Source organism: Streptomyces sp. NPDC007875, assembly GCF_042868035.1.
GTDB classification, from domain to species: domain Bacteria; phylum Actinomycetota; class Actinomycetes; order Streptomycetales; family Streptomycetaceae; genus Streptomyces; species Streptomyces antimycoticus.
Map to the genome: position 1 here is coordinate 1 of NZ_JBIADZ010000033.1, position 19,855 is coordinate 19,855.

General features: G+C 68.5%; 16 protein-coding genes and 3 pseudogenes. 7 read left to right on the forward strand and 12 right to left on the reverse strand.

Annotation, left to right across the window (positions count from 1 at the left end; translation table 11 throughout):
* From ACFYOY_RS41395 to ACFYOY_RS41425, 7 genes and pseudogenes are all read right to left on the reverse strand, one after another.
* Nucleotides 1-68 (reverse strand): Hsp70 family protein (locus ACFYOY_RS41395; protein ID WP_388593029.1); only part of this gene is annotated, 68 nt, incomplete at its 3' end.
* 317 nt (nucleotides 69-385) lie between these two features.
* Nucleotides 386-1,555 carry a glutathione-independent formaldehyde dehydrogenase gene (locus tag ACFYOY_RS41400; protein ID WP_388592912.1) on the reverse strand — a complete coding sequence of 390 codons (1,170 nt, stop codon included), beginning with the start codon at nucleotides 1,553-1,555 and terminating at the stop codon, nucleotides 386-388.
* Nucleotides 1,556-1,758: 203 nt separating this feature from the next.
* Complete coding sequence (locus tag ACFYOY_RS41405; RefSeq protein WP_388592914.1) at nucleotides 1,759-4,137, reverse strand: SpoIIE family protein phosphatase; 2,379 nt, start codon at nucleotides 4,135-4,137, stop codon at nucleotides 1,759-1,761.
* A gap of 4 nt (nucleotides 4,138-4,141) precedes the next feature.
* The gene (locus tag ACFYOY_RS41410; protein ID WP_351901708.1) at nucleotides 4,142-5,344 is read right to left on the reverse strand and encodes a PP2C family protein-serine/threonine phosphatase; all 1,203 of its coding nucleotides are present in this window, start codon (nucleotides 5,342-5,344) and stop codon (nucleotides 4,142-4,144) included.
* Between the two features lie 357 nt (nucleotides 5,345-5,701).
* Nucleotides 5,702-6,043, reverse strand: a pseudogene (locus ACFYOY_RS41415) (hypothetical protein); the annotation flags it as partial.
* A 42-nt stretch (nucleotides 6,044-6,085) separates the two neighbouring features.
* Nucleotides 6,086-6,451, reverse strand: a complete 366-nt coding sequence (locus ACFYOY_RS41420; RefSeq protein WP_388592917.1) for an MFS transporter — start codon at nucleotides 6,449-6,451, stop codon at nucleotides 6,086-6,088.
* Between the two features lie 288 nt (nucleotides 6,452-6,739).
* A complete protein-coding gene (locus ACFYOY_RS41425) occupies nucleotides 6,740-7,882 on the reverse strand; it encodes a hypothetical protein (RefSeq protein ID WP_388592920.1) in 1,143 nt (380 codons plus the stop codon).
* Nucleotides 7,883-8,729: 847 nt separating this feature from the next.
* On the opposite strand from ACFYOY_RS41425, the gene ACFYOY_RS41430 reads away from it, so the two are divergent.
* Complete coding sequence (locus tag ACFYOY_RS41430) at nucleotides 8,730-9,197, forward strand: GNAT family N-acetyltransferase (RefSeq protein ID WP_388593033.1); 468 nt, start codon at nucleotides 8,730-8,732, stop codon at nucleotides 9,195-9,197.
* 130 nt (nucleotides 9,198-9,327) lie between these two features.
* Here the strand turns inward: ACFYOY_RS41430 and ACFYOY_RS41435 are convergent.
* A pseudogene (locus ACFYOY_RS41435) lies at nucleotides 9,328-9,916 on the reverse strand (integrase); the annotation flags it as partial.
* A 209-nt stretch (nucleotides 9,917-10,125) separates the two neighbouring features.
* Here ACFYOY_RS41435 and ACFYOY_RS41440 point away from each other — a divergent pair.
* Nucleotides 10,126-10,362, forward strand: a pseudogene (locus ACFYOY_RS41440) (IS701 family transposase); the annotation flags it as partial.
* Between the two features lie 93 nt (nucleotides 10,363-10,455).
* Here the strand turns inward: ACFYOY_RS41440 and ACFYOY_RS41445 are convergent.
* Nucleotides 10,456-10,848 (reverse strand): winged helix-turn-helix transcriptional regulator, encoded by a 393-nt coding sequence (locus ACFYOY_RS41445; protein ID WP_388592922.1) that lies wholly within the window; start codon nucleotides 10,846-10,848, stop codon nucleotides 10,456-10,458.
* 106 nt (nucleotides 10,849-10,954) lie between these two features.
* Between ACFYOY_RS41445 and ACFYOY_RS41450 the strand changes: the two genes are divergently transcribed.
* The gene (locus ACFYOY_RS41450; protein WP_351901560.1) at nucleotides 10,955-11,788 is read left to right on the forward strand and encodes an enoyl-CoA hydratase/isomerase family protein; all 834 of its coding nucleotides are present in this window, start codon (nucleotides 10,955-10,957) and stop codon (nucleotides 11,786-11,788) included.
* Nucleotides 11,789-12,169: 381 nt separating this feature from the next.
* Here the strand turns inward: ACFYOY_RS41450 and ACFYOY_RS41455 are convergent, their stop codons facing one another.
* Together ACFYOY_RS41455 and ACFYOY_RS41460 are read right to left on the reverse strand one after the other, a co-directional pair.
* Nucleotides 12,170-12,973, reverse strand: coding sequence for a hypothetical protein (locus ACFYOY_RS41455; protein WP_388592924.1), 804 nt, complete (start codon nucleotides 12,971-12,973; stop codon nucleotides 12,170-12,172).
* A gap of 433 nt (nucleotides 12,974-13,406) precedes the next feature.
* The gene (locus ACFYOY_RS41460) at nucleotides 13,407-14,312 is read right to left on the reverse strand and encodes an NAD(P)H-binding protein (protein ID WP_388592927.1); all 906 of its coding nucleotides are present in this window, start codon (nucleotides 14,310-14,312) and stop codon (nucleotides 13,407-13,409) included.
* A gap of 246 nt (nucleotides 14,313-14,558) precedes the next feature.
* Here ACFYOY_RS41460 and ACFYOY_RS41465 point away from each other — a divergent pair, with 246 nt between their 5' ends.
* The 3 genes from ACFYOY_RS41465 to ACFYOY_RS41475 all read left to right on the forward strand — a co-directional run bounded on the left by ACFYOY_RS41465 (nucleotide 14,559) and on the right by ACFYOY_RS41475 (nucleotide 18,577).
* Nucleotides 14,559-15,437 carry a helix-turn-helix transcriptional regulator gene (locus ACFYOY_RS41465; RefSeq protein WP_388592930.1) on the forward strand — a complete coding sequence of 293 codons (879 nt, stop codon included), beginning with the start codon at nucleotides 14,559-14,561 and terminating at the stop codon, nucleotides 15,435-15,437.
* Nucleotides 15,438-16,792: 1,355 nt separating this feature from the next.
* Nucleotides 16,793-17,476 carry a PepSY domain-containing protein gene (locus ACFYOY_RS41470; protein WP_351901568.1) on the forward strand — a complete coding sequence of 228 codons (684 nt, stop codon included), beginning with the start codon at nucleotides 16,793-16,795 and terminating at the stop codon, nucleotides 17,474-17,476.
* 465 nt (nucleotides 17,477-17,941) lie between these two features.
* A complete protein-coding gene (locus tag ACFYOY_RS41475) occupies nucleotides 17,942-18,577 on the forward strand; it encodes a CBS domain-containing protein (protein ID WP_351901570.1) in 636 nt (211 codons plus the stop codon).
* 323 nt (nucleotides 18,578-18,900) lie between these two features.
* Here the strand turns inward: ACFYOY_RS41475 and ACFYOY_RS41480 are convergent, their stop codons facing one another.
* A complete protein-coding gene (locus ACFYOY_RS41480) occupies nucleotides 18,901-19,269 on the reverse strand; it encodes a MerR family transcriptional regulator (RefSeq protein ID WP_351901572.1) in 369 nt (122 codons plus the stop codon).
* A 144-nt stretch (nucleotides 19,270-19,413) separates the two neighbouring features.
* Between ACFYOY_RS41480 and ACFYOY_RS41485 the strand changes: the two genes are divergently transcribed.
* A complete protein-coding gene (locus ACFYOY_RS41485) occupies nucleotides 19,414-19,749 on the forward strand; it encodes an EthD domain-containing protein (RefSeq protein WP_388592933.1) in 336 nt (111 codons plus the stop codon).
* Nucleotides 19,750-19,855: the final 106 nt, after the last annotated feature.

The following is a 19,855-nucleotide window of genomic DNA, read 5'->3' on the forward strand; positions in this document are numbered from 1 at the left end:
TCACCACCCTCCCACACGGCGATCACCGAGTTGGTGGTACCCAGATCGATTCCGACTGCCTTGGCCATGGCAACTCCTTCCGAGGGCGGCCGCGGACATTCGCCCCGGCGCCCGGTCGGGCGACGGGGCCGGGATTACTGCACCTAAGCCACAAGGGTGACAAAGCGGACGTATGAACGCCTGCGCCTGCGGGGTCTAATTCCGGTGCCCCGGACCACCACCGAGGACAGGTACGAGCGGGCGCGATCCGGGCGACCCACACCCGGGCAGACCGGCTCGCCGCTTCCCAGGCCGGACCGGGCAAGGATGGCCGCCCCGCGCGGCCAGGATGCGCCCCGGCCTCGTGGGCCTCGGGGCACCAGGACAGCGGCGCCCGGCCGCCGGGTCAGCCGGAACCGTCCGGGTGCAGGATGACCTTGGTCCAGCCCTCGTCCCGGCGGTCGAAGTGGTCATAGCCGTCGGGGGCCTGGTCCAGCGGAAGCTCATGGGAGACCACCCAGCTGGGCTTGGCCTTGCCCCCGGCGATCAGGTCGCGCAGCCGGCGGTTGTACCTCTTCACCGGTGCCTGGCCGGTGCCGATCTTCTGGCCCTTGAACCACAGCTTGCCCCAGTCGATGGGCACCTTGCCCTCGGCCTCCAAGTCGCCGATCTGGGGCTGGGATTCCCTGCCGCCCGGGTCCTCGGGGACGAACACGCCCACCACGCCGATGCACCCGGTGAAGCGGACGTTCTCGATCAGGCTGTTCATCGTGCGGGAGGCGTCCTCGTGGCCCGACGGGTCATGGGCCTGGTAGCCGACGCACTCGCAACCGTTGTCGGCGCCGAGCCCCAAGGTGGCTTCCTTGATGACCTCGCCCGGGTCCTGCTCGCGCATGTCGATCGGTATGGCGCCGATCTCCTCGGCCTTGCGCAGCCGATCGGTGTGGAAGTCGCACACCCACACCCGTCCAGCACCCTTGATCACCGCCGAGTAGGCCGCCATCAGCCCCACGGGACCCGCACCGTGGATGACGGTCTGGTCCCCGGGCTTGACGCCCGCCATCTCGGTGGCGTGGTAGCCGGTGGGGAAGATGTCGGCCAGCATCACGTAATCCGTCTGGCGCTCTTCGGCATCCTCGCCCAGCCGCAGCGCGTTGAAGTCCGCGTACGGCACGCGCAGGAACTCGGCCTGGCCGCCCTGGTACGGCCCCATGTCCGCGAAGCCGTAAGCGGCTCCGGCAGCCGAGGGCTCCGGCTGCATGGTCAGGCAGTAGTTGGTCAAGCCGCGCTCGCACTGTTTGCAGAAACCGCAGGCGATGTTGAACGGCAGCACCACATACATGCCGACCTTGAGCTTTCTGACCGCCGAGCCGACCTCGATGACCTGCCCCAGGTTCTCGTGCCCGAAGATGCGGCCCTTCTCGAACGACGTACGCCCTTCGTACATGTGCAGATCGGAGCCACAGATATTGGTGGTGGTGATTTTGACGATCGCGTCGGAGGGGTGCTCGATCCTCGGGTCGGGCTTCTCCTCGACCGCGACGTTCCGCGGTCCTTCGTATACAGCTGCCTTCATGATCACTCCTCGTCTCACCACCACACGCATGCGCCCACTGCCGTCACCCGGCCCGAGGCCGCGAGCGATGGTGGCTGGATGGTGGCGCGGCCGTCGTCCTGAGGCCCCGCTGCGATGGCGGCAACGTGCCGCCTGCTGTGAGAGACGATTCGCCCTGTCCTCCACGGTCTCATCCGGGCACTCCGAACGCGACTGCAGCCAGCTCAGTCGTCGGAGAGGTCCTGCTCGGCCCAGATGGTCTTGCCATGGACCTCCAGGCGAGTGCCCCAGCGCTGGGCGAGTTGGGCCACCAGGAAGAGGCCGCGGCCGCCCTCGTCGAGCGCGCGGGCCCGGCGCAGATGCGGTGCCGTGCTGCTGAAGTCGGAGACCTCGCAGATGAGCGCGCGGTCGCGGATCAGGCGCAGCCGGATGGGCGGGCGGCCGTAGCGGATCGCGTTGGTGACCAGTTCGCTGACGACCAGTTCGGTGGTGAAGACCAGCTTCTCCAGTCCCCAGTCCATCAGTCGGGCGGTGACCTCCTGCCGGATCCGGGAGACGACGGCGGGTTCCGGGGGGATCTCCCAGGTGGCGACCCGGTCGGGGCCGAGGGCCCGGGCGCGGGCGAGGAGCAGGGCGACATCGTCGTCGGGGCGGGCGGGGAGCAGAGTCCGCAGGACGGTGTCGCCGAGGGCGTCCAGGGACGGGCCCGGCTGGGCCAGGGCCTCGCACAGCGCCTCCAGTCCCTCGTCGATCGCGCGGTCGTGGCCCTCGACCAGACCGTCGGTGTAGAGGGCGAGGACACTGCCCTCGGACAGTTCGGTATCGACCGCCTCGAAGGGCAGGGTGCCGAGGCCGAGGGGCGGGCCGTGGGGGACGTCGAGGATGTCGGCGCTGCCGTCCGGGGTGACCACGACGGGCGGGGGGTGACCGGCGCTGGCGATCGTGCAGTGGCGGGAGACCGGGTCGTAGACCGCGTACAGGCAGGTGGCGCCGATGGCCCCGGGATCGTCCTCGGCCGCCAGCCGGGTCACGAGATCATCGAGGTGGGTGAGCAGCTCGCCGGGCGGCAGATCGATATCGGCCAGGGTGCGTATGGCGCTGCGCAGCCGCCCCATGGTGGCGGACGCCTCGACGCCGCGGCCCACCGTATCGCCGACCACCAGGGCGGCGCGAGCGCCGGAGAGCGGGATCACGTCGAACCAGTCGCCGCCCACGCCGGCCCAGGTTTCCGAGGGCAGATAGCGCGAGGTGACCTCGATCGCGGCCAGGTCGGGCAGGCGCCGCGGCAGCAGATTGCGCTGCAGAGCCCTGGCCGTCATGCGCTCGCGCTTGTAGCGGCGTGCGTTGTCCACGCATATGGCCGCTCGGGCCGTGATCTCCTCGGCCAGCAGCAGGTCGTCCTCGTCGAAGGGCACCGGCGTCCGGTGGCGCGCGAAGAACACCACGCCAAGGGTGACACCGCGGGTGCGCATCGGCACCACCAGCTCCGAGTGGATCCCGTACTCCCGGATCCGGGCGGCCCGTACCGGGTCGAGGGCGTCCCACCGGACCATGAGCTCGTCACTCACCTGGTGGAGAATGGCCCGGCCCTCGGCCAGGCATTCGGCCGACGGTGAGGACTCCGGGTGGGTGTCCAGTTCGCCCACGTCGACCACGGCCTCCGGGGTTCCGGGGAGGACGGAGCGATGGGCGGCGCGGCGCATGGTGATGGGACCGGACAGCGGGCCCGAGGGGGGTTCCTCACCCTGGTCGAGAAAGGTGAGCAGGTCGACGCCGACGAAATCGGCGACCCGGGGGACGGCCACGTCGGCAAGTTCATGGGCGACATGCGCGAGGTCCAGGGTGGAGCCGATGCGCTTCCCCGCCTCGTTCAGCAGCAGCAACCGTTCCTGGGCCTGGTGCAGGCGGGTGGTGTCGTACGCGGCGAAGCACACGCCGTACACGCGGCCCGTCCGGTCCTCGAGCGGCGCGAGCGAGATCGTCCAGGCGTGCTCGCGGCTCTCCCCCGGCACCCGCAGATAAGCCTCCAGGACCTGCCGTTCGCCGCTTTCCAGCACGCGACGCATGCCCTCCTCGGTCTTCTCGCTCTCCGGGTGCGACAGGAGCTCGACCAGGCGCATACCGCGCATCCGATCCTCGGTGACGGCGGCCGCCGCCTCCATTTCGGCGTTCGCCCGTACCAGCCGCAGGTCCGTGTCGAAGACCGCGAGCACGCACGGGGCCTGGGTGAACGCGTCCACAGCCGCGTCGGCCTCGGGCGAACGCGGTTCCCACGCGACGGCGGACACCAGGAGCCATCCGGTGGCACCGCCGTCCGCCACCACGCGGTGCGCCAGCGCCTCCGCCTCCATACGATGGCCGTCACGGTGGCGCAGCCCCACCCGTCCGCTCCACCTCGACCGGCCGGCCAGGCAGCGCTCGACCGCCTCGGCGGCGGTCTCCCCGGCCCACAGCTCGGTCACCGCTCGCCCCACGATCTCCTCGGGCCGGTAGCCGAGCAGCCGCTGGGCGCCCTCGCTCCACCCGGTCACGACGCCGTGCGAATCCATCGTTGCCGTGGCCAGGTACACCATGTCGAGAGGCTCGTTCACCGCGGAGGACATCGTCTTACGGTCCCGGCGGCCACCATTCGATCATCAGAATCGTGGCGTCGTCGCTGAGTTCGTCGCGCCGGCGGTCGACGATGGCGTGAATGAGCAGGCGGAGCACCTCCGTGGCGTTCTGCCCGGCGGCCGTCGACCGGATGATGTGGTCGGTGAAGCGGTCCAGGCCGAATTGTTCCCCTCCCTCATTGCGCGATTCCACGACACCGTCGGTGTACAGCAGTATCCGGTCACCGGGTTCCAGGGCCGCCTCGTGTATCTGCCGGGCACTGGCGGCCAGGCTGGCGGGCAGCCCCAGCGGAGGCTCGGAAGGCCGCTCCAGTTCCTTCTCCAGCAGCCGGTGGCGGCGGATGAGCAAGGGGGACGGATGGCCGCAGTCGGACCAGCGCAGCACTCCCGTGGGCATGTGCAACTGGGTGAAGATGCCGGTGCAGAACTGATCCGGGAGCCAGGTCGACAGCGCCGAGTCCACGGCGCCGACGAGCGAGGCCAGGTCGGCGCCCGTGCGCCGGGCGTTGCGTGACCCCGCCATGGCCACGGAGGTGGCGAGGCCGGACGCCAGATCGTGGCCCATGGCGTCGAGGATCGTGGCGTGCAGCACGTCCGCGGTGAACGAATGGTCGAAGGCATCGCCTCCCAGCTCGTACGCGGGCTCCAGGACCGCGGTCGAGACCACCCGGCCGGTGCCGATCGAACGTGGGGGCAGAAAGGCCCGCACCATCTCCGTGGACAGCTGCATGGGCCGGGTCCGGGTGCGCTGCGCGAACGTGTCGATGTAGGTGCGCTTGGAGGTGATCACCAAGCCGAGGAGCGAGGCCAGCGCCCGCGAGCGCCACAGCCGCAGCCCGTCCAGGGACTCCATCCGCAGTCGCAGGACTCCCAGCCGCTCGGCCCCGTTGGCCAGCGGCAGCCATACGACCAGCCCGCCCGAGCCGTCCTCCTCCACCCGCAGGGCGTCCGTGCGGTACGCCCATCCCGCGAGGGAGGCGTCCACCGGGAGTTCCGTCTCGTCCTCTGCCAGCGGCAGCAGCAGCCTCTGCTGGAGATCGATCAGATGGACGACGGCACGGCCCAGGCCCATGGCCCCGGCATAGCGGTTCAGGACCTCCGGGAACTCCGCAGGGGAGGCTTGCTGGGTGGCCCTGACCAGCTCCTCGAGCAGCTGTTCGGCGGCCCCGGCCGAGGACGGCACATCCGCGTCCACCATACGAGCAACTGTACGGCGGGCTCTCTTCCGGCGTCGTCCGCGGCCACCGTCCCGGCCGCCCCGCGGGGCCGGCTCAGCCCTCCTCCGTCGGCGGCCGGGGCGCGCCCTCGCGCTCCGCACGGGCCAGCTGTTTCCCCGCCTCGTCCAGCTGAGCGCGCCGCTCCTGCCGGGCAGGCTCGACGTCCCCGTTCCAGTGGCGTCCGGCCCACGGCCCTCGTCAGCTCCTCCAGCCCCCGCACCAGCAGCTCCGCCCCGCGCCGCACCCCCGGATCCTTTCCGCTGTCGGCCCCCTCCCAGACGGCGAGAGCCTCCTTGAGCCGGCGCCACCCCGTCGCTGCGCCCGAGCCTCTTGGTGGTGAGCAGGCTGGTGCCCCGGGCGAACACCGGCAGCCGCATCTCCCGCAGTTCCCGCAGACCGGTGACGACTCCGTCGACCACGACGCCCGCCGCGCCCGTCACCCGCGCGGCACAGCCGGTGACGGCGCCGATCGGAGCATGGGTGACGTTCTGCCCGGTGTCGACCACCAGCACGTCCCCGGGACCCAGCAGGTCCAGTGCCTCGGCGAAATCCACCGGCATGTCTCCTCCGGGGACGGCGGGAATCTGTCCCGCGGTGAAGACCAGTCCGTTCGCCACGACGGCCTGCGCATAGCGGCCCACCGGCTTGGGCCCGCCCTGTGCGGCCCGAATGTGCTTCATTCCTGCTCTCTTCCCCCACACGGCCCGAATGGTCGAGCCGTATCAGCTGGTGGTCGGCGCGCCCTGGACCGGTGCGGCCGCGTGGGCATCGGGCTGCTCGTGGATCTCGCTGCGCAGGGTCTCGGCGAGCAGCAGCAGGCAGACCAGCCATACCGAGGCGGAGCCGATCATGAACCATGCGACCGACGACCCTTTCCCGGTCGCGTCCAGCAGCGCTGTGGTGACGGCAGGAGTCGCGGCGCTGCCCAGGAACCCCGACAGCATGTAACTCACCGACAGACCCGAATAGCGGACCTTGGTCCCGAACAGCTCGGCCAGGAACGTGGCGATGGGCCCGTAGATGGCGGCGAACGCCGCCATCAGCAGCAGACAGCCCAGCAGCACCAGGCCGAACTGCCTGGTGTCCATCAGCCAGAACATCGGGAAGGCGACCCCGCCGACGACGTCCGCGACCTGCTCGAAGCGTCAGAGGCCGGCTGAGCTCGACGGTCCCTTCCCCGGCGGGCAAGGCCGCCCGACCGCTCCCCCTTGTCGCCCGCCCCGGCGGATGGCTTGGTCTGCCTGCCCTTGATGACGGCCCCGCGCGAGTGAACCAGGGGGATGCCGGGGGAGTCATTAAGGCATCACCTTCGTGATGAGGCCAGGCCCCCGTGCATGGCGCCATGCGCGGGGGCCATCGGTCCACGCTGCCGACGCCTACCCTTCGGCCTCCCGGCGCTCACGCTCCGCTTGCTCGCGCCGCTGTCGTTCCCGTTTGCCGTAGGCGGCGCGGCGGACGGCTTCGTCGCTCTCGAATTCGGATCCGAGGGCTCCGCCCACGATGGCCGCCGCGCTCGCCAGCGACGCCAGGCGAGCGTAGTCGCCCAGTCCGACCGAGCCGCCCACCTGCTTGGCCAGCACTCCGCCGTCAATGAGGAACAAGGACACCGCGAAGTCCACGACATAGAGGCCGACGAGACCGCACAGGACGCCCAGGGACAGGGTCAGGACCGTGGAGAGGTTGTACAGCGCAGCCTTCTCCTTGTCCTGGGGGGAGGGAGAATCGGGCCGCTCCCACAGACGCCGGTGGACGATGAGCCAGGTCACCATGGCCGCCACCGAGAAGAGGGAGATCACGGCGAGCCGCTCGACCCGGATCCCGGTGGCCACGTTCCAGACAGTTGCGTTCATCACGGCGATGGCGCTGGTGGCCAGCGCGGCAGCGAGCGCCTTGGCGAGGGCGGGGACCAGCCGCCAAGGGCCGTTGGCGCGCACCATTCCGAGCAGCAGGCGCAGGCGTCCTCTCGCCGGAGACCCCACGATCCGCAGATCGACAATCTCTTCGTCCGCCGCCACGCGCTTCACGGGGGCGGTCCGCTCCGGAACGATCGGTCCGATGGTGCCCTGGCCCGGCCGCGTGGAGCCGTCGCCGGTCGTGGTGAGCATCAGATCTTTCAGGAGCCGGACGACGGAGCGACGGAGCCGCCGCTGTAGGAAGATCCCACCGAGCGCGGGCAGCGACACCAGCGCCACCCGATCTTCGGCGTCCACATCGACCACCAGTGGTCGCCCGTCGGTGCGCAAGGGCAGATCGGTGAGGCAGACGGCGATGTCCCAGTTCTCTCGGAGCCTGTGCTCCCGTGTCGCACTGAGGACCGCGACGCTGTCGTGCAACGTGGCGGTCAGCGGGTCACGGACGACCCGCAGGCTCCACTCGATGTCTCGGTTCACGGCTTCGGCGAGCAGTTCCGGCAGATCCTCGGCCAGCTCCTCCGCCAGTTCCGCCGGCGCGTCCGGATCGACGAGGAGGCCCACCACAACGCGCGGCTGCCCGTTGTCCGCATCGGGATTAGCCCGCATCACCACTCCCGTCTTCCGTGATGTGAGCAGCAGGTGCTGGGGCAGGCCGTGGGGCCGCGCCGAATCACGGTAACGGCGCGCTCCCGAAGGACGGCGGCGACACGCACGCCCGACCCGTAACGCTTCAAAACTGCTTCACAGGTGCTGACCTGATGCAATGTGCTCGAGCAGCAGTCCGGCATCATCAGTTCTCGTGCTCGTACGGATGATCTCGCAGCGCTCCAGGATGGCTTCACCGGACCTGACCCAAGGCAACGCACCTGACCAGCAGGTGACCGGCATGATCAGTTCTCGTGCTGGTCTGGTTCAGCTTTGCGGGCGCCGATACATCATCCGCGCAGCTCAGGCCGCTCGCTGGTACTGGTGGAGGGTTCCACCGAGTCGTGCGTCCCAGCTGCACGATCCGGTCCCCCGTGGGGTGTGCGGTGGCGCCGAGGATCCGGATGCGCCTGGTGGTGTGCTCGATGACGGCGAAGGCGTACATGCGCGCCCCCGTCAGCGTGCGCACTTCGAACAGATCACAGGCGGGAAGGGCCTCGGAGCAGGCCCGGGTGGTGCTCTGCCGTTCAGGCGCGGGTGGGATGCCGTGCTCGCGGAGGGTCTCCCAGACCGTGGATGCCGCGGCGGGATCGCCCGCTAGTGCTCTGACCGGGAAGGTTCGGGCGCAGGTAGGGACGGGTGGATGGGGCGCAATCTGGTCGGGGCATGCGTCAGCCACTGCGGAAACAGTTGGACACGTCCTGGACTCTCCACGACGATTCGAGCTGTGACAGACAAAGTCGAGCGCCGGACTCCGGCACCCACGAGCCCGAAGTCCGTGCGATTTGTTGAGTTGTCGAGCACGACCATGAACGCCTTGCTGAAGGACGACCTGGCTCGCGCCAGTGCCGAAGCAGGTGTCGCTCTCACCGAGTACTTCGTCACCGACACGGCAAAGTGGGTGTGGCAGTATCGGGTCAATCAGCTGACCTCGGACCCGGGTTGCTCGGCGTGGCTCACTCAGATTGTGGTGGCCGAGCCGGAAGGTGTCGTCGTGGGGTATGCCGGGTTCCATGGGCCGCCGGATGAGGCGGGGATGGTGGAGCTCGGTTACTCGGTGGTCCCCGTCTACCGTCGTCAGGGCTACGCCAGGGCGATGCTGACCGCGTTGGTGCATCGGGCCGTCGCCGAAGCCCGAGTCGGGACCGTGCGGGTGACGATCAGTCCTGACAACGACGCATCCCTGGCCACGATTTCGGGGTTCGGCTTTGTGGAGGTCGGAGAGCAATGGGACGAGGAAGACGGCCTCGAACTCATATTCGAAGTTCCTGTCTGATCAAGCTGCCGCTGGAAGCGGCCGGCCTCCCCAGCGGATGCCTCTCTCGCTTCGGATGCGGGCGCGTTCCCTGCCCTGTGGGTCACCCTGCTCGTGGACGTGCGCTTGCCGGAAACCTCATCCGCCCAGGTCATGCGGCATGTCGGTATTCGTGGAGGATGCCGCCGAGGCGATCACGACGTCGTATGTCGAGGCGGGTGATCTTCTCCGGATCGGCGATCGCTGGCGGCAACGGGTTCAGCGGGCGGGCGTTGGCAATGCCCTGGTGCGGCCGGTGTCCGTTGCAGAACTGCTCGAACTCGCGCAGGGCGTGGAGCAGGTACCGGTGGTTCCAGATCAGGGTGCGGTCCAGGAGTTCCCGTCTGCAGGTCTGTACCCACCTTTCCGTGATCGAGTTCATTCTCGGCATCTGAACACCGCTGAGGACGACCTCGATCCCCCGCATCCGCCAGAATGGCATCGAGCAGGGCGGGGAGCTTCCCGTCCCGGTCCCTGATCATGTAACGCGCCCGGCAGCCCACGTCCTCAAGATCCATGACAAGGTTCTTCGCAGCCTGTGCCACCCACGCTGAAGTCGGGTGCGCGGTAGCACCCAAAACCCGGATCCGTCGGCTCGCGTGCTCGATGACGGCAAGCACGTACATCCGAGCCCCGGACAAGGTGACCGTTTCGAAGAAGTCGCAGGCCAGCAGGGCGTCGGCCTGAGCGCGCAGGAAGTCCGTCACGTGCTGGAGGCCCCAGGCGCAGCATGGCGAACGCATTCGCCACGCCCAGTAGGCCAATCGCAGCAGCACAGTCGATCATCTTGCCGCCGCGAGCGCCGGCCTCGTGAGAGCACCCGCTCGGGCAACTACGCCGGTCGGCCTCCCGTACACCGCGCACACCGCCCCCACCAGGGCGGATGACACTTTCGGCAAACGCAACCCCGATCGCCGACCTGGTCCGTCTGGCCAAGGTCCGCCGGCGTATCGAGCACGACCACCGGGAACTCAGGCACGGCCTGGGCCTGGACCACTTCGAAGGCCGTTCCTGGCCGGGATGGCACCACCACGTCACCCTCGTGATCGCCGCCCACGCCTTCCGCACCGAGCAACGGCTGGCCCCAAAAGTCCCCGGGCCGGGCGCACTCCGTACCAGATCCTCGACGCCCTCCAAGACATCTTGAGGTGCTGGACCGGCATCTGCACCACCTGCCACCAACCCCTGCCCAGCAGGACACACACGACACCAAGATCAAGACAGACCTAACGGAGTCCTGCTAAGCGCCAGCCCTGCTGTCGTACGCCCGCCGGCAGTTCTGGATCTCTTCGCTGTGCTCGACGGTCCAGTCGTAGAGATGCCCGAACGGCTCGCGCAGGGACTCGCCCAGCGGTGTGAGGGAGTACTCGACGCCGACGGGTGAGGTCGGCAGTACTTTGCGTTGAATCATGCCGTTCCGCTCAAGACGACGCAGTGTCTGGGTAAGCACGCGCTGCGTCACACCCTCCAGACCGCGCTTCAGCTCATTGAACCGGGTAGGCCGCTCAAGCAGCGCCATGACCATCATCGACCACTTGTCCGCGATCTGGTCGAGGATTGGCCGGCTGGGGCAGTCCGCCCGGAAGACGGTACGTGTTTCGGTGTCAACACCGTGCAGGTCGGTGTCCTTCATGATCCTTGGTGCTCCCAAAGTGCGTTCTTGACGATCCGAGCGGCGCCGCCGACGGTAGGTATGCATTGCAAACTTACATGCCTTGCAGTAACCGATGGAGACCTTCATGACGAACGATGCCTACTCGACCCTGCGCGTGAGCAACGAACACGGCGTCGCACGGATCATCCTCGACAATCCCCCGGTGAACGTGCTCGGCGCGACGATGATGCGCGAGCTCCGCACCCTGCTGGCCACGCTCGCGGACGACTCAACGGTCCGGGTGATCGTCTTCTCGAGCGCCGACCCGGAATTCTTCCTCGCCCACGTGGACATGCGGATCGGGGAGAAGATGGACGTCCTCCAGGAGCTCGCTGCGTCGACACCGGCGGACGTCAACGTATTCCAGGCTGTCGGCGAGCTCATCCGCCACCAGCCCCAGGTAACCATCGTCAAACTTGCCGGAAAGGCCCGCGGAGGCGGGGCGGAATTCGTTGCGGCAGCGGACATGGCATTCGCCGCCACCGAGACCGCCGGAATCGGTCAGATCGAAGCGCTCATGGGCATCATCCCCGGCGGAGGTGGAACGCAGTACCTCCGGGACCGCGTGGGTCGCAACCGCGCACTGGAGGTGATCCTCACGGCCGACCTGTTCGATGCCGAGACCGCAGCATCCTACGGCTGGATCAACCGGGCCCTGCCCGCCGACGAGCTTGACGGGTACGTCGACCGTGTCGCTCGCAATATCGCCGCGCTGCCCGACGGTGTCATCGAAGCAGCCAAGCGCTCACTGCCCGCCGATGACTTCAAGGAAGGACTCCTCCGTGAGAACGACGCTTGGGCTTCTCAGTTCAGTCTCCCGGCCGCTCAGCAGTTGATCAGCGGGGGCCTACAGAACGGGGCGCAAACACCGGCCGGCGAACGCGAACTTGAGGGACTGATGCGCAGCGTCGCACGCTGATTGTCGGCCGCGCACCTGCACACCGAGGCTCCCGGCCGGGAAACGCGCCGGGGGCATCCGGCAGTCCAGATGCCACCCTGGCACATCACCATACGTCCCCACAGCCGTCCTGTTCATCCATCAGGCCATTGACGCTGGGCGGTCGACGTGCGGGAGAACCTGAAGACTCTGGAGGAGACCCGCACCAAGCCGTACGGGCGAGAACAAGACGCGTCGTGAGCCGCCCGGCTCCGGCATCCCCAACACCGCGTGCTCACCGCGGAGGAAACGACGGAGCACCAGCGCGCCATAGCGGCGGCTGCGGTGCTGGACCTGCCGGTCCTCGCCTCGGAGCAGGAGACGGGTCTCGTCCTGGACGTGGCGGCCGTCGGCATCGACGTGTCACGCCGAACCAGCTCCGATCTTGCGGAGCGTGTCGTAGACCTCAATCGAGAGTGACTCGCGGATGTCCTTGTAGATTGCCTGCTCAGCAGTGCCCTCCGTCCACCACACCGAATGGCCCGACTGTCCGCGCGCACGAAGGTGGCATGGGATGTCCCCCTGCTTCAGATCGATGACGAACGCGTCCACCGTGACCTCTCCGACGGCATACTGCCCCCATCCGACCTCCTCGGGGACCGACTTGACATCCGGCGGGGTGTACTTGAGGACGCGCAAGGCAACGACATAGCGCATGCCCAGCCCCGCGTCGAGGATCTTTGCGAGACGCCTGCCAGGGTCCTTTTCGACGTCGTAGGTCTCGCCGTAGTCGGGGCCGACCTTGAAGTCGTTGCTGCCCAGCGGTCCCTTAGGCCCGGTGATCCGCAGGCCCCGGGCCAGGTAGCCGGGAAGGACTGTGAAGCGGTCCAGGGAGGCGGGAGTGTCACGGTTCTCCGGGACGTCCGCAGACGTGAGGTCGTCCTGCATGAAGAGTTCGGCGTTGTCGGTGACCTCTTCGTGCTCGTGCTCGTAGTCGGCCACCGACAACTTCGGAGTCATCGCCCTGCTGCATGCGTTGCGGGCAGGTCTTTCCTGCGGAAGATGTGAGGCGGACTCCGCGAGGACGGTTCGGATCTTGTCGTAGCGCGGCCGGTACTCGCTGAGAACGGTGACCGGGTACTCCTCGTCGTCATCGTCGTTCCCGCAGCCTGGCACGAGAAGCACCAGAGCGAGTACGGCTCCGAGCGCTCTCGCCTCTTTCCTCATGGACACCCCCCGCAGTCGGCCCGCGAAAGTATCCCGCGGAATGCCGGGAGGGGTCCCGGAACCCCTCGATCAACGAGCCGCAGCTCGCCGGCGCGGGGGGAATCATCATGACCGTCACCGTGACCCGCCCCACTGGGCCGAACGCTCGTTTCCCGGGGCTGTCACCCCAAAAGGGTTACGTGACACCAGGGCTCCAGCTGCTCCCGAGCACGCAGGCATATCAACCGGAGACCTCCTGCCCCGGCCTCCTGCTGCTGTGACTGAGCGCTTCAGTCGGCCCTTCGGCGTCTCCGTCGGCCCGGCCGAGCATCGGGGCCGGCCTGCAGAGTGGTGCTGGTTCCGTACGCCATCGCGCCGAAGGGGACGGAACGGCTGGAGGCAAGCCGGGGTGGCCTGCTCTCGCTCGCCGCCGCGACGAGCCCGCCGCGGAATGTCACTCCGATTCGGTCGCGCGGTACCGGGGAGCGAATTCCTCCTCGACGAACCGTTCGATGGAGGTAGGGGTCGAGGTGCGGGCGGTACGGGGCTGCTGCATCCGCGTGTGCCGGGAGTTGAGGGACTTGCCGACCTCGGCCATCATGTCCGCGACGTTGGCGGACACGCCATTCCGGCAAAGTTCCGCGTGGAAGGCGGCGAGGCTGATCTGCTCGTAGGTGAGGTCGTCCGCACCTACGGCCTTCGCGATCGCGTCCGTGGCTTCCCGCATGCTCACGTCGCGTTCACCCTGGAGCTCCAGGACCTCCGTACCGCGCCAGGTGCCGGTAGCAAGTTCCTTTGCGGCTCTGACCCCGATGTCGCGGGTGGCGACGAAGGGCAGCGGAAGGTCGGGGTCGAAGGGGGCGCTGATGCGGTGGAGGTCCCTGACAACGCCGATGTGGTCCAGCAGGTTCTCCATGAAGTAGCCGGCCCGAAGCCACAGCGTGTCCAATCCAGGGGCGGCCGAGAGGGTCTGCTCGAAGCGGTGGAGCCCCGTGACCGGGCCGGTGCCCTCGGCGTGTTGGGCTCCCCAGCTGCTGAGCCCGACGACGCGGGTCACACCGGACGCGGTGACCGCCTTGGTCAGGGAGGCCGTCACCTGGTCCTGGAAGGCGCCGAAGTCGGGATGGTCAGGGATGTAGTTGGGCTGGATCACCGCGTAGACGCCGTCCGCGCCGCGGAAGGCATCGGTCAGTGCAGCGGTATCGGTCTGGTCGGCCTCCCACACCTCGGCGCCCCGCCCGGCGAGGTCGGCGAGCCGCCGGGCCGAACGGCCGACGGCTCGGACGGGGTATCCGTCCGCAAGCAGACGCACAGCGGCAGCCCGTCCGGTACGGCCACTGGCGCCGGTGATGACGAACATCGACTGATCTCTTTCTTTCGCGTTCCGTACTGCTGCCGGGAAACCATCCGCAACCGTGCGGCGCCCCGACGTCGGAGGAGCCCGGGGGAAGGGAAAGGGGCGTTCGGCTGAGAGCCGTACGTTCCCGGCACTCCTCGTCACGGTAGGCGTCCGGCTCGCCGGACGGGTAGGAGCGGCACTCCCACCCCGAGTGGGGCACGGCCCTCTCCCCACCAGGGCGAACGGCCGCGCCCGTACGCTGGTGGTGTGAAGGTTTCGAGCGGCCACAGCGGGGACGGCGGGCCACTGGCCAGCTTTCTGCGCGCCAGACGGAAGCAGGTGCGCCCCGAACAGCACCGGCTGGCTTCGGGGGCGAAGCGCCAGGTGCCGGGGCTGCGGCGGGACGAGGTGGCGTTCCTGACCGGGATCAGCACCGACTACTACGTGCGCCTCGAACAAGGAAGGGAACGGCGACCGTCCCGCGCGGTGGTGGACGGGCTGTGTGAGGCGTTGCTGCTGGACATCGCGGCGGCGCGGCACCTGCGTGAGCTCGCCGCAGGTGAGGTGGCCACAGAGGGAACGGATCCCGGCATGGGCAGGGAACGGCGGGAGGCCGTGCACCAGTTGCTCAGCTCCATGACGGTGCCTGCCCTGCTGCTGAACCGGTGGCTCGACATCGTGAGCAGCAATACGCTCGGCGATCTTCTCCACGAAGGGCTGGAGCCCCGGGACAACTATGCCCGCATGGTGTTCCTGGCCCCCGGGGCGCAGTCGTTCTTCACCGAGTGGCCCGAACTCGCGCGCTGTACCGTGGCGGCCCTACGCGCACAGACCGGCTCCGGGCCGGAGTCGGCCCGCCTGACAGAACTGGTGGGAGAGCTGGCCGCGTACAGCGATGTTTTCCGCTCCTCCTGGGGGGAGCACCGCATCTACGAGAAGGTGATGGACCGCAAGCTTCTCCACCATCCGCGGGTCGGGCCTCTCGCACTCGACCAGCACGTTCTGGAACTGCCGGGAGGCGAAGGCCATAGGATCTGGGCCTACCACCCGGCGGACGGCGCGACCTCGGACGCCCTGCTTCGGCTGGGCTCCTCCTCGCTGCCGTTCGGGCATCCGGGCCCGGGGCCCATGGAGCGCGCGGAGTAGGACGGGAATCGGCGGTCCGAACCGCAGGCGAGGGAGCGAATCCGACTACTGGCAGACGTGATGCGCCCCTCCAACCGCACGTACTGACAGCTCGCCGAATCCGGCCCGACGGCCGGCACCACCACGGACCGCCGGTGCCTGCAGCAACTGTCGAAACAGATCGCCCGGCACCCCTACTGGTGTGGACCGTCGGGCACACCCGCCGCGCACGATGGCGCACCCTCTGCGTGGGCACGCTGGTCACTGCGGTCGCCGTGCTCGTCTTCTGGCCGGCCCGGTACGCGGCCGCTCCCCTGGCCCACCTCGCCGGACTCAGCATGCTGTGGCTCAGCGACGACAATGTGTGGATCACGGGTGTGCTGGTGATGATCCTGCCCACAGCGGTGGCCCTTTGGTGTGTGCGGTGTTCGCCCGTCTCCACGGAGCCCTGTGCGCTCGTGAGGAGGCGGGGAGGGATGCTGGGACGGTGGGTTCTTCGGCGGCGAGCCGCCCAACCGGCGGAGCCCGCTGACCGCAGGACGGAGTTGCATTCTTCTTGCCCGCCCCGGGCCAGACCGATCGGGTGGTAGAGCGTCCGGGGAAGAATGTCGGCAGCGATCACGAAAAGAGGCGGCGTCGTGCGGCTGACGATCGATCGACACCGAGACGGACACCTACGATCAGGCGATTGCCGCCGTACAGGCCGCTTACGGCCTGTGACCCCTTCGTCCCTGCCGACTGGCCGGAACCACCAGCTCTCGGCCCTCGCTCCGACCCACAAGTCCTCAGCGGCGACGACATCCAGGAGGGCTGGAGTGACCAGACGCTCTTCCCGGTGATCGCCTCCAGCTCTCGTCGGTGCGATCGCTTGTCAGTCGTCGGCGGGGTCTTCGTGCAGGCGCCGGGTGAGGTCGTCGCACCAGTCCCGGCCACGGGCGCCCAGGGTGGCGGGGTCCGCATGGGTGAGGCCGTAGGCGGTGAACTCCTCGCCCTCGTACCACTCCGCGCCGGCCAGGCGTGCTTGGAGGTCCTCGAGACAGAGCTCGTCCCGGGCGTGCCGACGGCCGAGCGGCGTTTCGAGGTCGGCTGTGGTGTGGTGGCGGGAGGCGTTGTGGACGTCGATGAGGTCGCGGACGGCTCCGCGGGGCGAGGTCGTTGGCGAGGAGGCTCAGCTCGAGGGAGCAGCACCCCATGAGCCCAGCAGGCACCAGCACGGTGGCCGTGGCCCCTTCGTCCGTTACGGGGCCTGAAGCTGAAGAGCGCTTCAGGACTTCAGGCTGCGTTCAGGTTCGGGTCGGCAACGTAGTGGGTGTCGGAGGGCGCGACAGGGCCCGCCGGCGGAACTCAACCGCGACATGATCCGGAGGAACGTCCTCATGAAGGCCACCGCCAAGCGCACGCTCACCCCCCGTGCCATCGTCCTCGGCACGGCCGCCGCTGTCGCCCTGATCGGTGGCACGGGTGCCGCGAACGCCTTCGCGGACGACGACGGCCCCTCGCCGAAGTCCTCGGTCCAGCTCTCCCCCAGCGAGCGCCACCTGGACGACACCGCCCAGGACCACGCGCAGGTCAAGGCCGACAAGGTCAGCTACGACAAGGCCACCGCCAAGGCCCTGAAGGCCGTCCCCGGCACCGCGACCTCCGCCGAACTCGACACCGCGGACCGCAACGGCTCCCTCATCTGGGAGGTCGACGTCTTCGGCAAGGATCACAAGAGCCACGACGTCACCATCGACGCGGGCAACGGCACCGTCCTGAACAAGCACACCGACCGCGACGACGACGCCGCCGAGGACGCCGCCGAGACCCAGGCCCTGCTCAAGGGCGACAAGATCGGCCACGGCAAGGCCACCGACCGGGCCCTGAAGGCTGTCCCCGGCACCGTCACCTCCTTCAGCCTGGATGACAACGACCGCGACGGCGCCGCCGTCTACGAGGTCGACGTCCTCGGCAAGGACAACAAGAGCCACGACGTGACCGTCGACGCCGCCGGCGGCAAGGTCCTCAACCAGCACGTCGACCAGGACGACCGGGACGACAACGACGGCGACGATCACTGATCACGGCGACGACCACTGATCAGGCACCAGGCCGCCTGGCTGAAGCCTCCCCCAGAGTACGAAGGGGTCGCGAGCCCGAAGGGGCCGCGCCCGCCACTGTCCGGCGGCCGCGGCCCCTTCGTCCGTTCCGGGAGCCGGGCCCGTGGGCGTGGGCGTGGGCGCGGACGCTGAGTGAGCGGTCAGGAGGGCGGCCTGCGGCCTGACCATCCCCCTTCGATAAGCGCAAGGGCCGGGCGCCCAGCGTGCCGGCACCTACCGCGCGCTCGGCCGCACTCCCGGCCGTAGGACCCCCGGCCCGCCCCGCCAGGCCGAACGTCAGTGGTCGCCGGAGCGGCGCGGTGCTGTCATGGGTAGGGAAGACGGCGTGGGCGAGCTGGCAGGGCCGCGGAGGTCGGCGCGCCGCGCGTGGTCCGACCGGGTCCGGCCGCGGCCGCGCCCCGTCGCGAAGCGGAGGAGGCCGATGCCATGCTGCGCCGCCGCACGGTCGGTGACGTGATGACCGAGGAGGTCGTCACCCTCCGGCCCGACACACCGTTCCAGGACGTCGCCGCCCTGCTGGACGCGAACGACATTGCCGCGGCACCGGTCGTCGATGACAACGGCGCCCCCGTCGGTGTGGTGTCCGCGTCCGACGTGCTGCGGCACGAGACCGGCATGCCCGATCCGCAGGGGCAGGACGGGAACGACGAGCACGCCTGGGGCAAGGCCCGGGCCCGGACCGCAGGTGCGCTCATGAGCAGCCCCGTCCTCACCGCCCGCGCCGAATGGACCATCCCCCGGGCCGCGCGCGAACTCCGCAGGCGGCACGTCAAGCAACTGCCGGTGGTCGGCGACGACAGGCTCCTTGGCATCGTCAGCCGCAGCGACCTGCTCGATGCCTTCATCCGCTCCGACGTCGAGATCCGCGACGAGATCGAGCAGGACGTCCTGGGACGCATCCTCGGCCTGGACGAGGGCACCGTCGCGGTCGAGGTCCGCGACGGTGACGTCACCCTTCGGGGCCACGTCCCGGAACCGCGTCTCATCCCGGTGGTCGTGGGCCTCTGCCAGGGCGTCGACGGTGTCGTCACCGTGGACGCCCACCTCGCCGCCGCGGGCTAGGTGTCCACCCTGGGAGTCCGGCCTGGGAGTCCGGCCCGGGGGTCCGGCCCGGGGGTCCGGCCACAGCAGCGGCAGGCCAGCCACCAGGTGCAGCCGAGCAGATTTCGGCACGAGACCGTTCTCCGGCTCCTTTCCGGCTGCTCCAGCACGAGGGCCGCAATCGGCTACAGGCGCTCGTCGTGGGGGATGTTCCGCACCTCGCCGGGTGCGGCCCGGCGGATCGCGGAAGATGTCAGACAGGGAACGATTTCAAGCGCGCGTCGCATGGGACGGATTATTTCGCCGAAGGAAAACCAGGGCGTTCGATTCAGTCGGCCCGAAACCTAATCATCCTCCGCATCCGCGAGAAAGTTCAGATTTACGTTGATCAGGTGATCAAGTTCTGCTCTGGCGGCGACCAGGCTGTCTATTGTGGACGAAAGACGATTTCGCTCCTGATTCATTGTGGTCAAGGCTTGCCGGGCTCTGTCCATGTTGGGCTCCGTCATGCAGGGGACCATCTGAGCGATGGTTTTGCTGGACATTCCGGCGGTCAGGAATGCCTGAATCAGCGCCACCCGCTCGACGTGATCATCGTCGTAGCACCGCTGGCCGCTGGGGGACCTCGCACTGACCAGCAAGCCCTGCTGCTCGTAGTAGCGCAGTGATCGACGGCTTGCTCCTGTCCGGGCGGACAGTTCACCGATCCGCATCTCAACCCCTCCCGTGAATTGGGTCACAGTGACTTGCCCTTGACATCAATGTGAGCGTCTAGGTTAACCCCATGGTCGGCGACCTCCCGCCAGGGCACCTGACTGCCGACCCCTCGCGTCCGCGAGCACGAAAAGGAGAAGTCCGTGATCAAGTTCGCTTTCATGATCAACCGTATCGATGGAATGACCTTCGAGGAATTCGTTGAGCATCACCGAAACCGCCACGCCCCGTTGTTCACTTCCATTCCGGAAGCGCGGCAGTACGTGAAGAAGTACACCGTCTCCCACCCGGTACCCGCCGAAGGTTATCCGAGTCCCGCCTACGACGGCCTCACTGAAATCTGGTTCGAAAGCTGGGCGGATCACGACGCCTTCTTCGCGTCCGAGAACTACAAGGAGTTGGTGAACCCGGACGAGAACACGTTCATCGATATGAATTCGGTAGCGGTTATGGTCACTGAAGAAAGGGCTGTGATCTAATACTCCAGCAGTATTTCGCTGTCTGGCCTGGTCTTTTCTTCGGGTGGCGGGAGTGTAGCGGGACTTCGATCGTGCGGGGGCGGTCTCACGGAGACCGCCCCTCGAT

Coding starts and splice junctions, on each gene's coding strand:
- ACFYOY_RS41400 (WP_388592912.1), bottom strand. CDS start 1,555: ATGAAGGCAGCTGTATACGAAGGACCGCGGAACGTCGCGGTCGAGGAG.
- ACFYOY_RS41405 (WP_388592914.1), bottom strand. CDS start 4,137: ATGTCCTCCGCGGTGAACGAGCCTCTCGACATGGTGTACCTGGCCACG.
- ACFYOY_RS41410 (WP_351901708.1), bottom strand. CDS start 5,344: ATGGTGGACGCGGATGTGCCGTCCTCGGCCGGGGCCGCCGAACAGCTG.
- ACFYOY_RS41420 (WP_388592917.1), bottom strand. CDS start 6,451: ATGGACACCAGGCAGTTCGGCCTGGTGCTGCTGGGCTGTCTGCTGCTG.
- ACFYOY_RS41425 (WP_388592920.1), bottom strand. CDS start 7,882: ATGCGGGCTAATCCCGATGCGGACAACGGGCAGCCGCGCGTTGTGGTG.
- ACFYOY_RS41430 (WP_388593033.1), top strand. CDS start 8,730: ATGAACGCCTTGCTGAAGGACGACCTGGCTCGCGCCAGTGCCGAAGCA.
- ACFYOY_RS41445 (WP_388592922.1), bottom strand. CDS start 10,848: ATGAAGGACACCGACCTGCACGGTGTTGACACCGAAACACGTACCGTC.
- ACFYOY_RS41450 (WP_351901560.1), top strand. CDS start 10,955: ATGACGAACGATGCCTACTCGACCCTGCGCGTGAGCAACGAACACGGC.
- ACFYOY_RS41455 (WP_388592924.1), bottom strand. CDS start 12,973: ATGAGGAAAGAGGCGAGAGCGCTCGGAGCCGTACTCGCTCTGGTGCTT.
- ACFYOY_RS41460 (WP_388592927.1), bottom strand. CDS start 14,312: ATGTTCGTCATCACCGGCGCCAGTGGCCGTACCGGACGGGCTGCCGCT.
- ACFYOY_RS41470 (WP_351901568.1), top strand. CDS start 16,793: ATGAAGGCCACCGCCAAGCGCACGCTCACCCCCCGTGCCATCGTCCTC.
- ACFYOY_RS41475 (WP_351901570.1), top strand. CDS start 17,942: ATGCTGCGCCGCCGCACGGTCGGTGACGTGATGACCGAGGAGGTCGTC.
- ACFYOY_RS41480 (WP_351901572.1), bottom strand. CDS start 19,269: ATGCGGATCGGTGAACTGTCCGCCCGGACAGGAGCAAGCCGTCGATCA.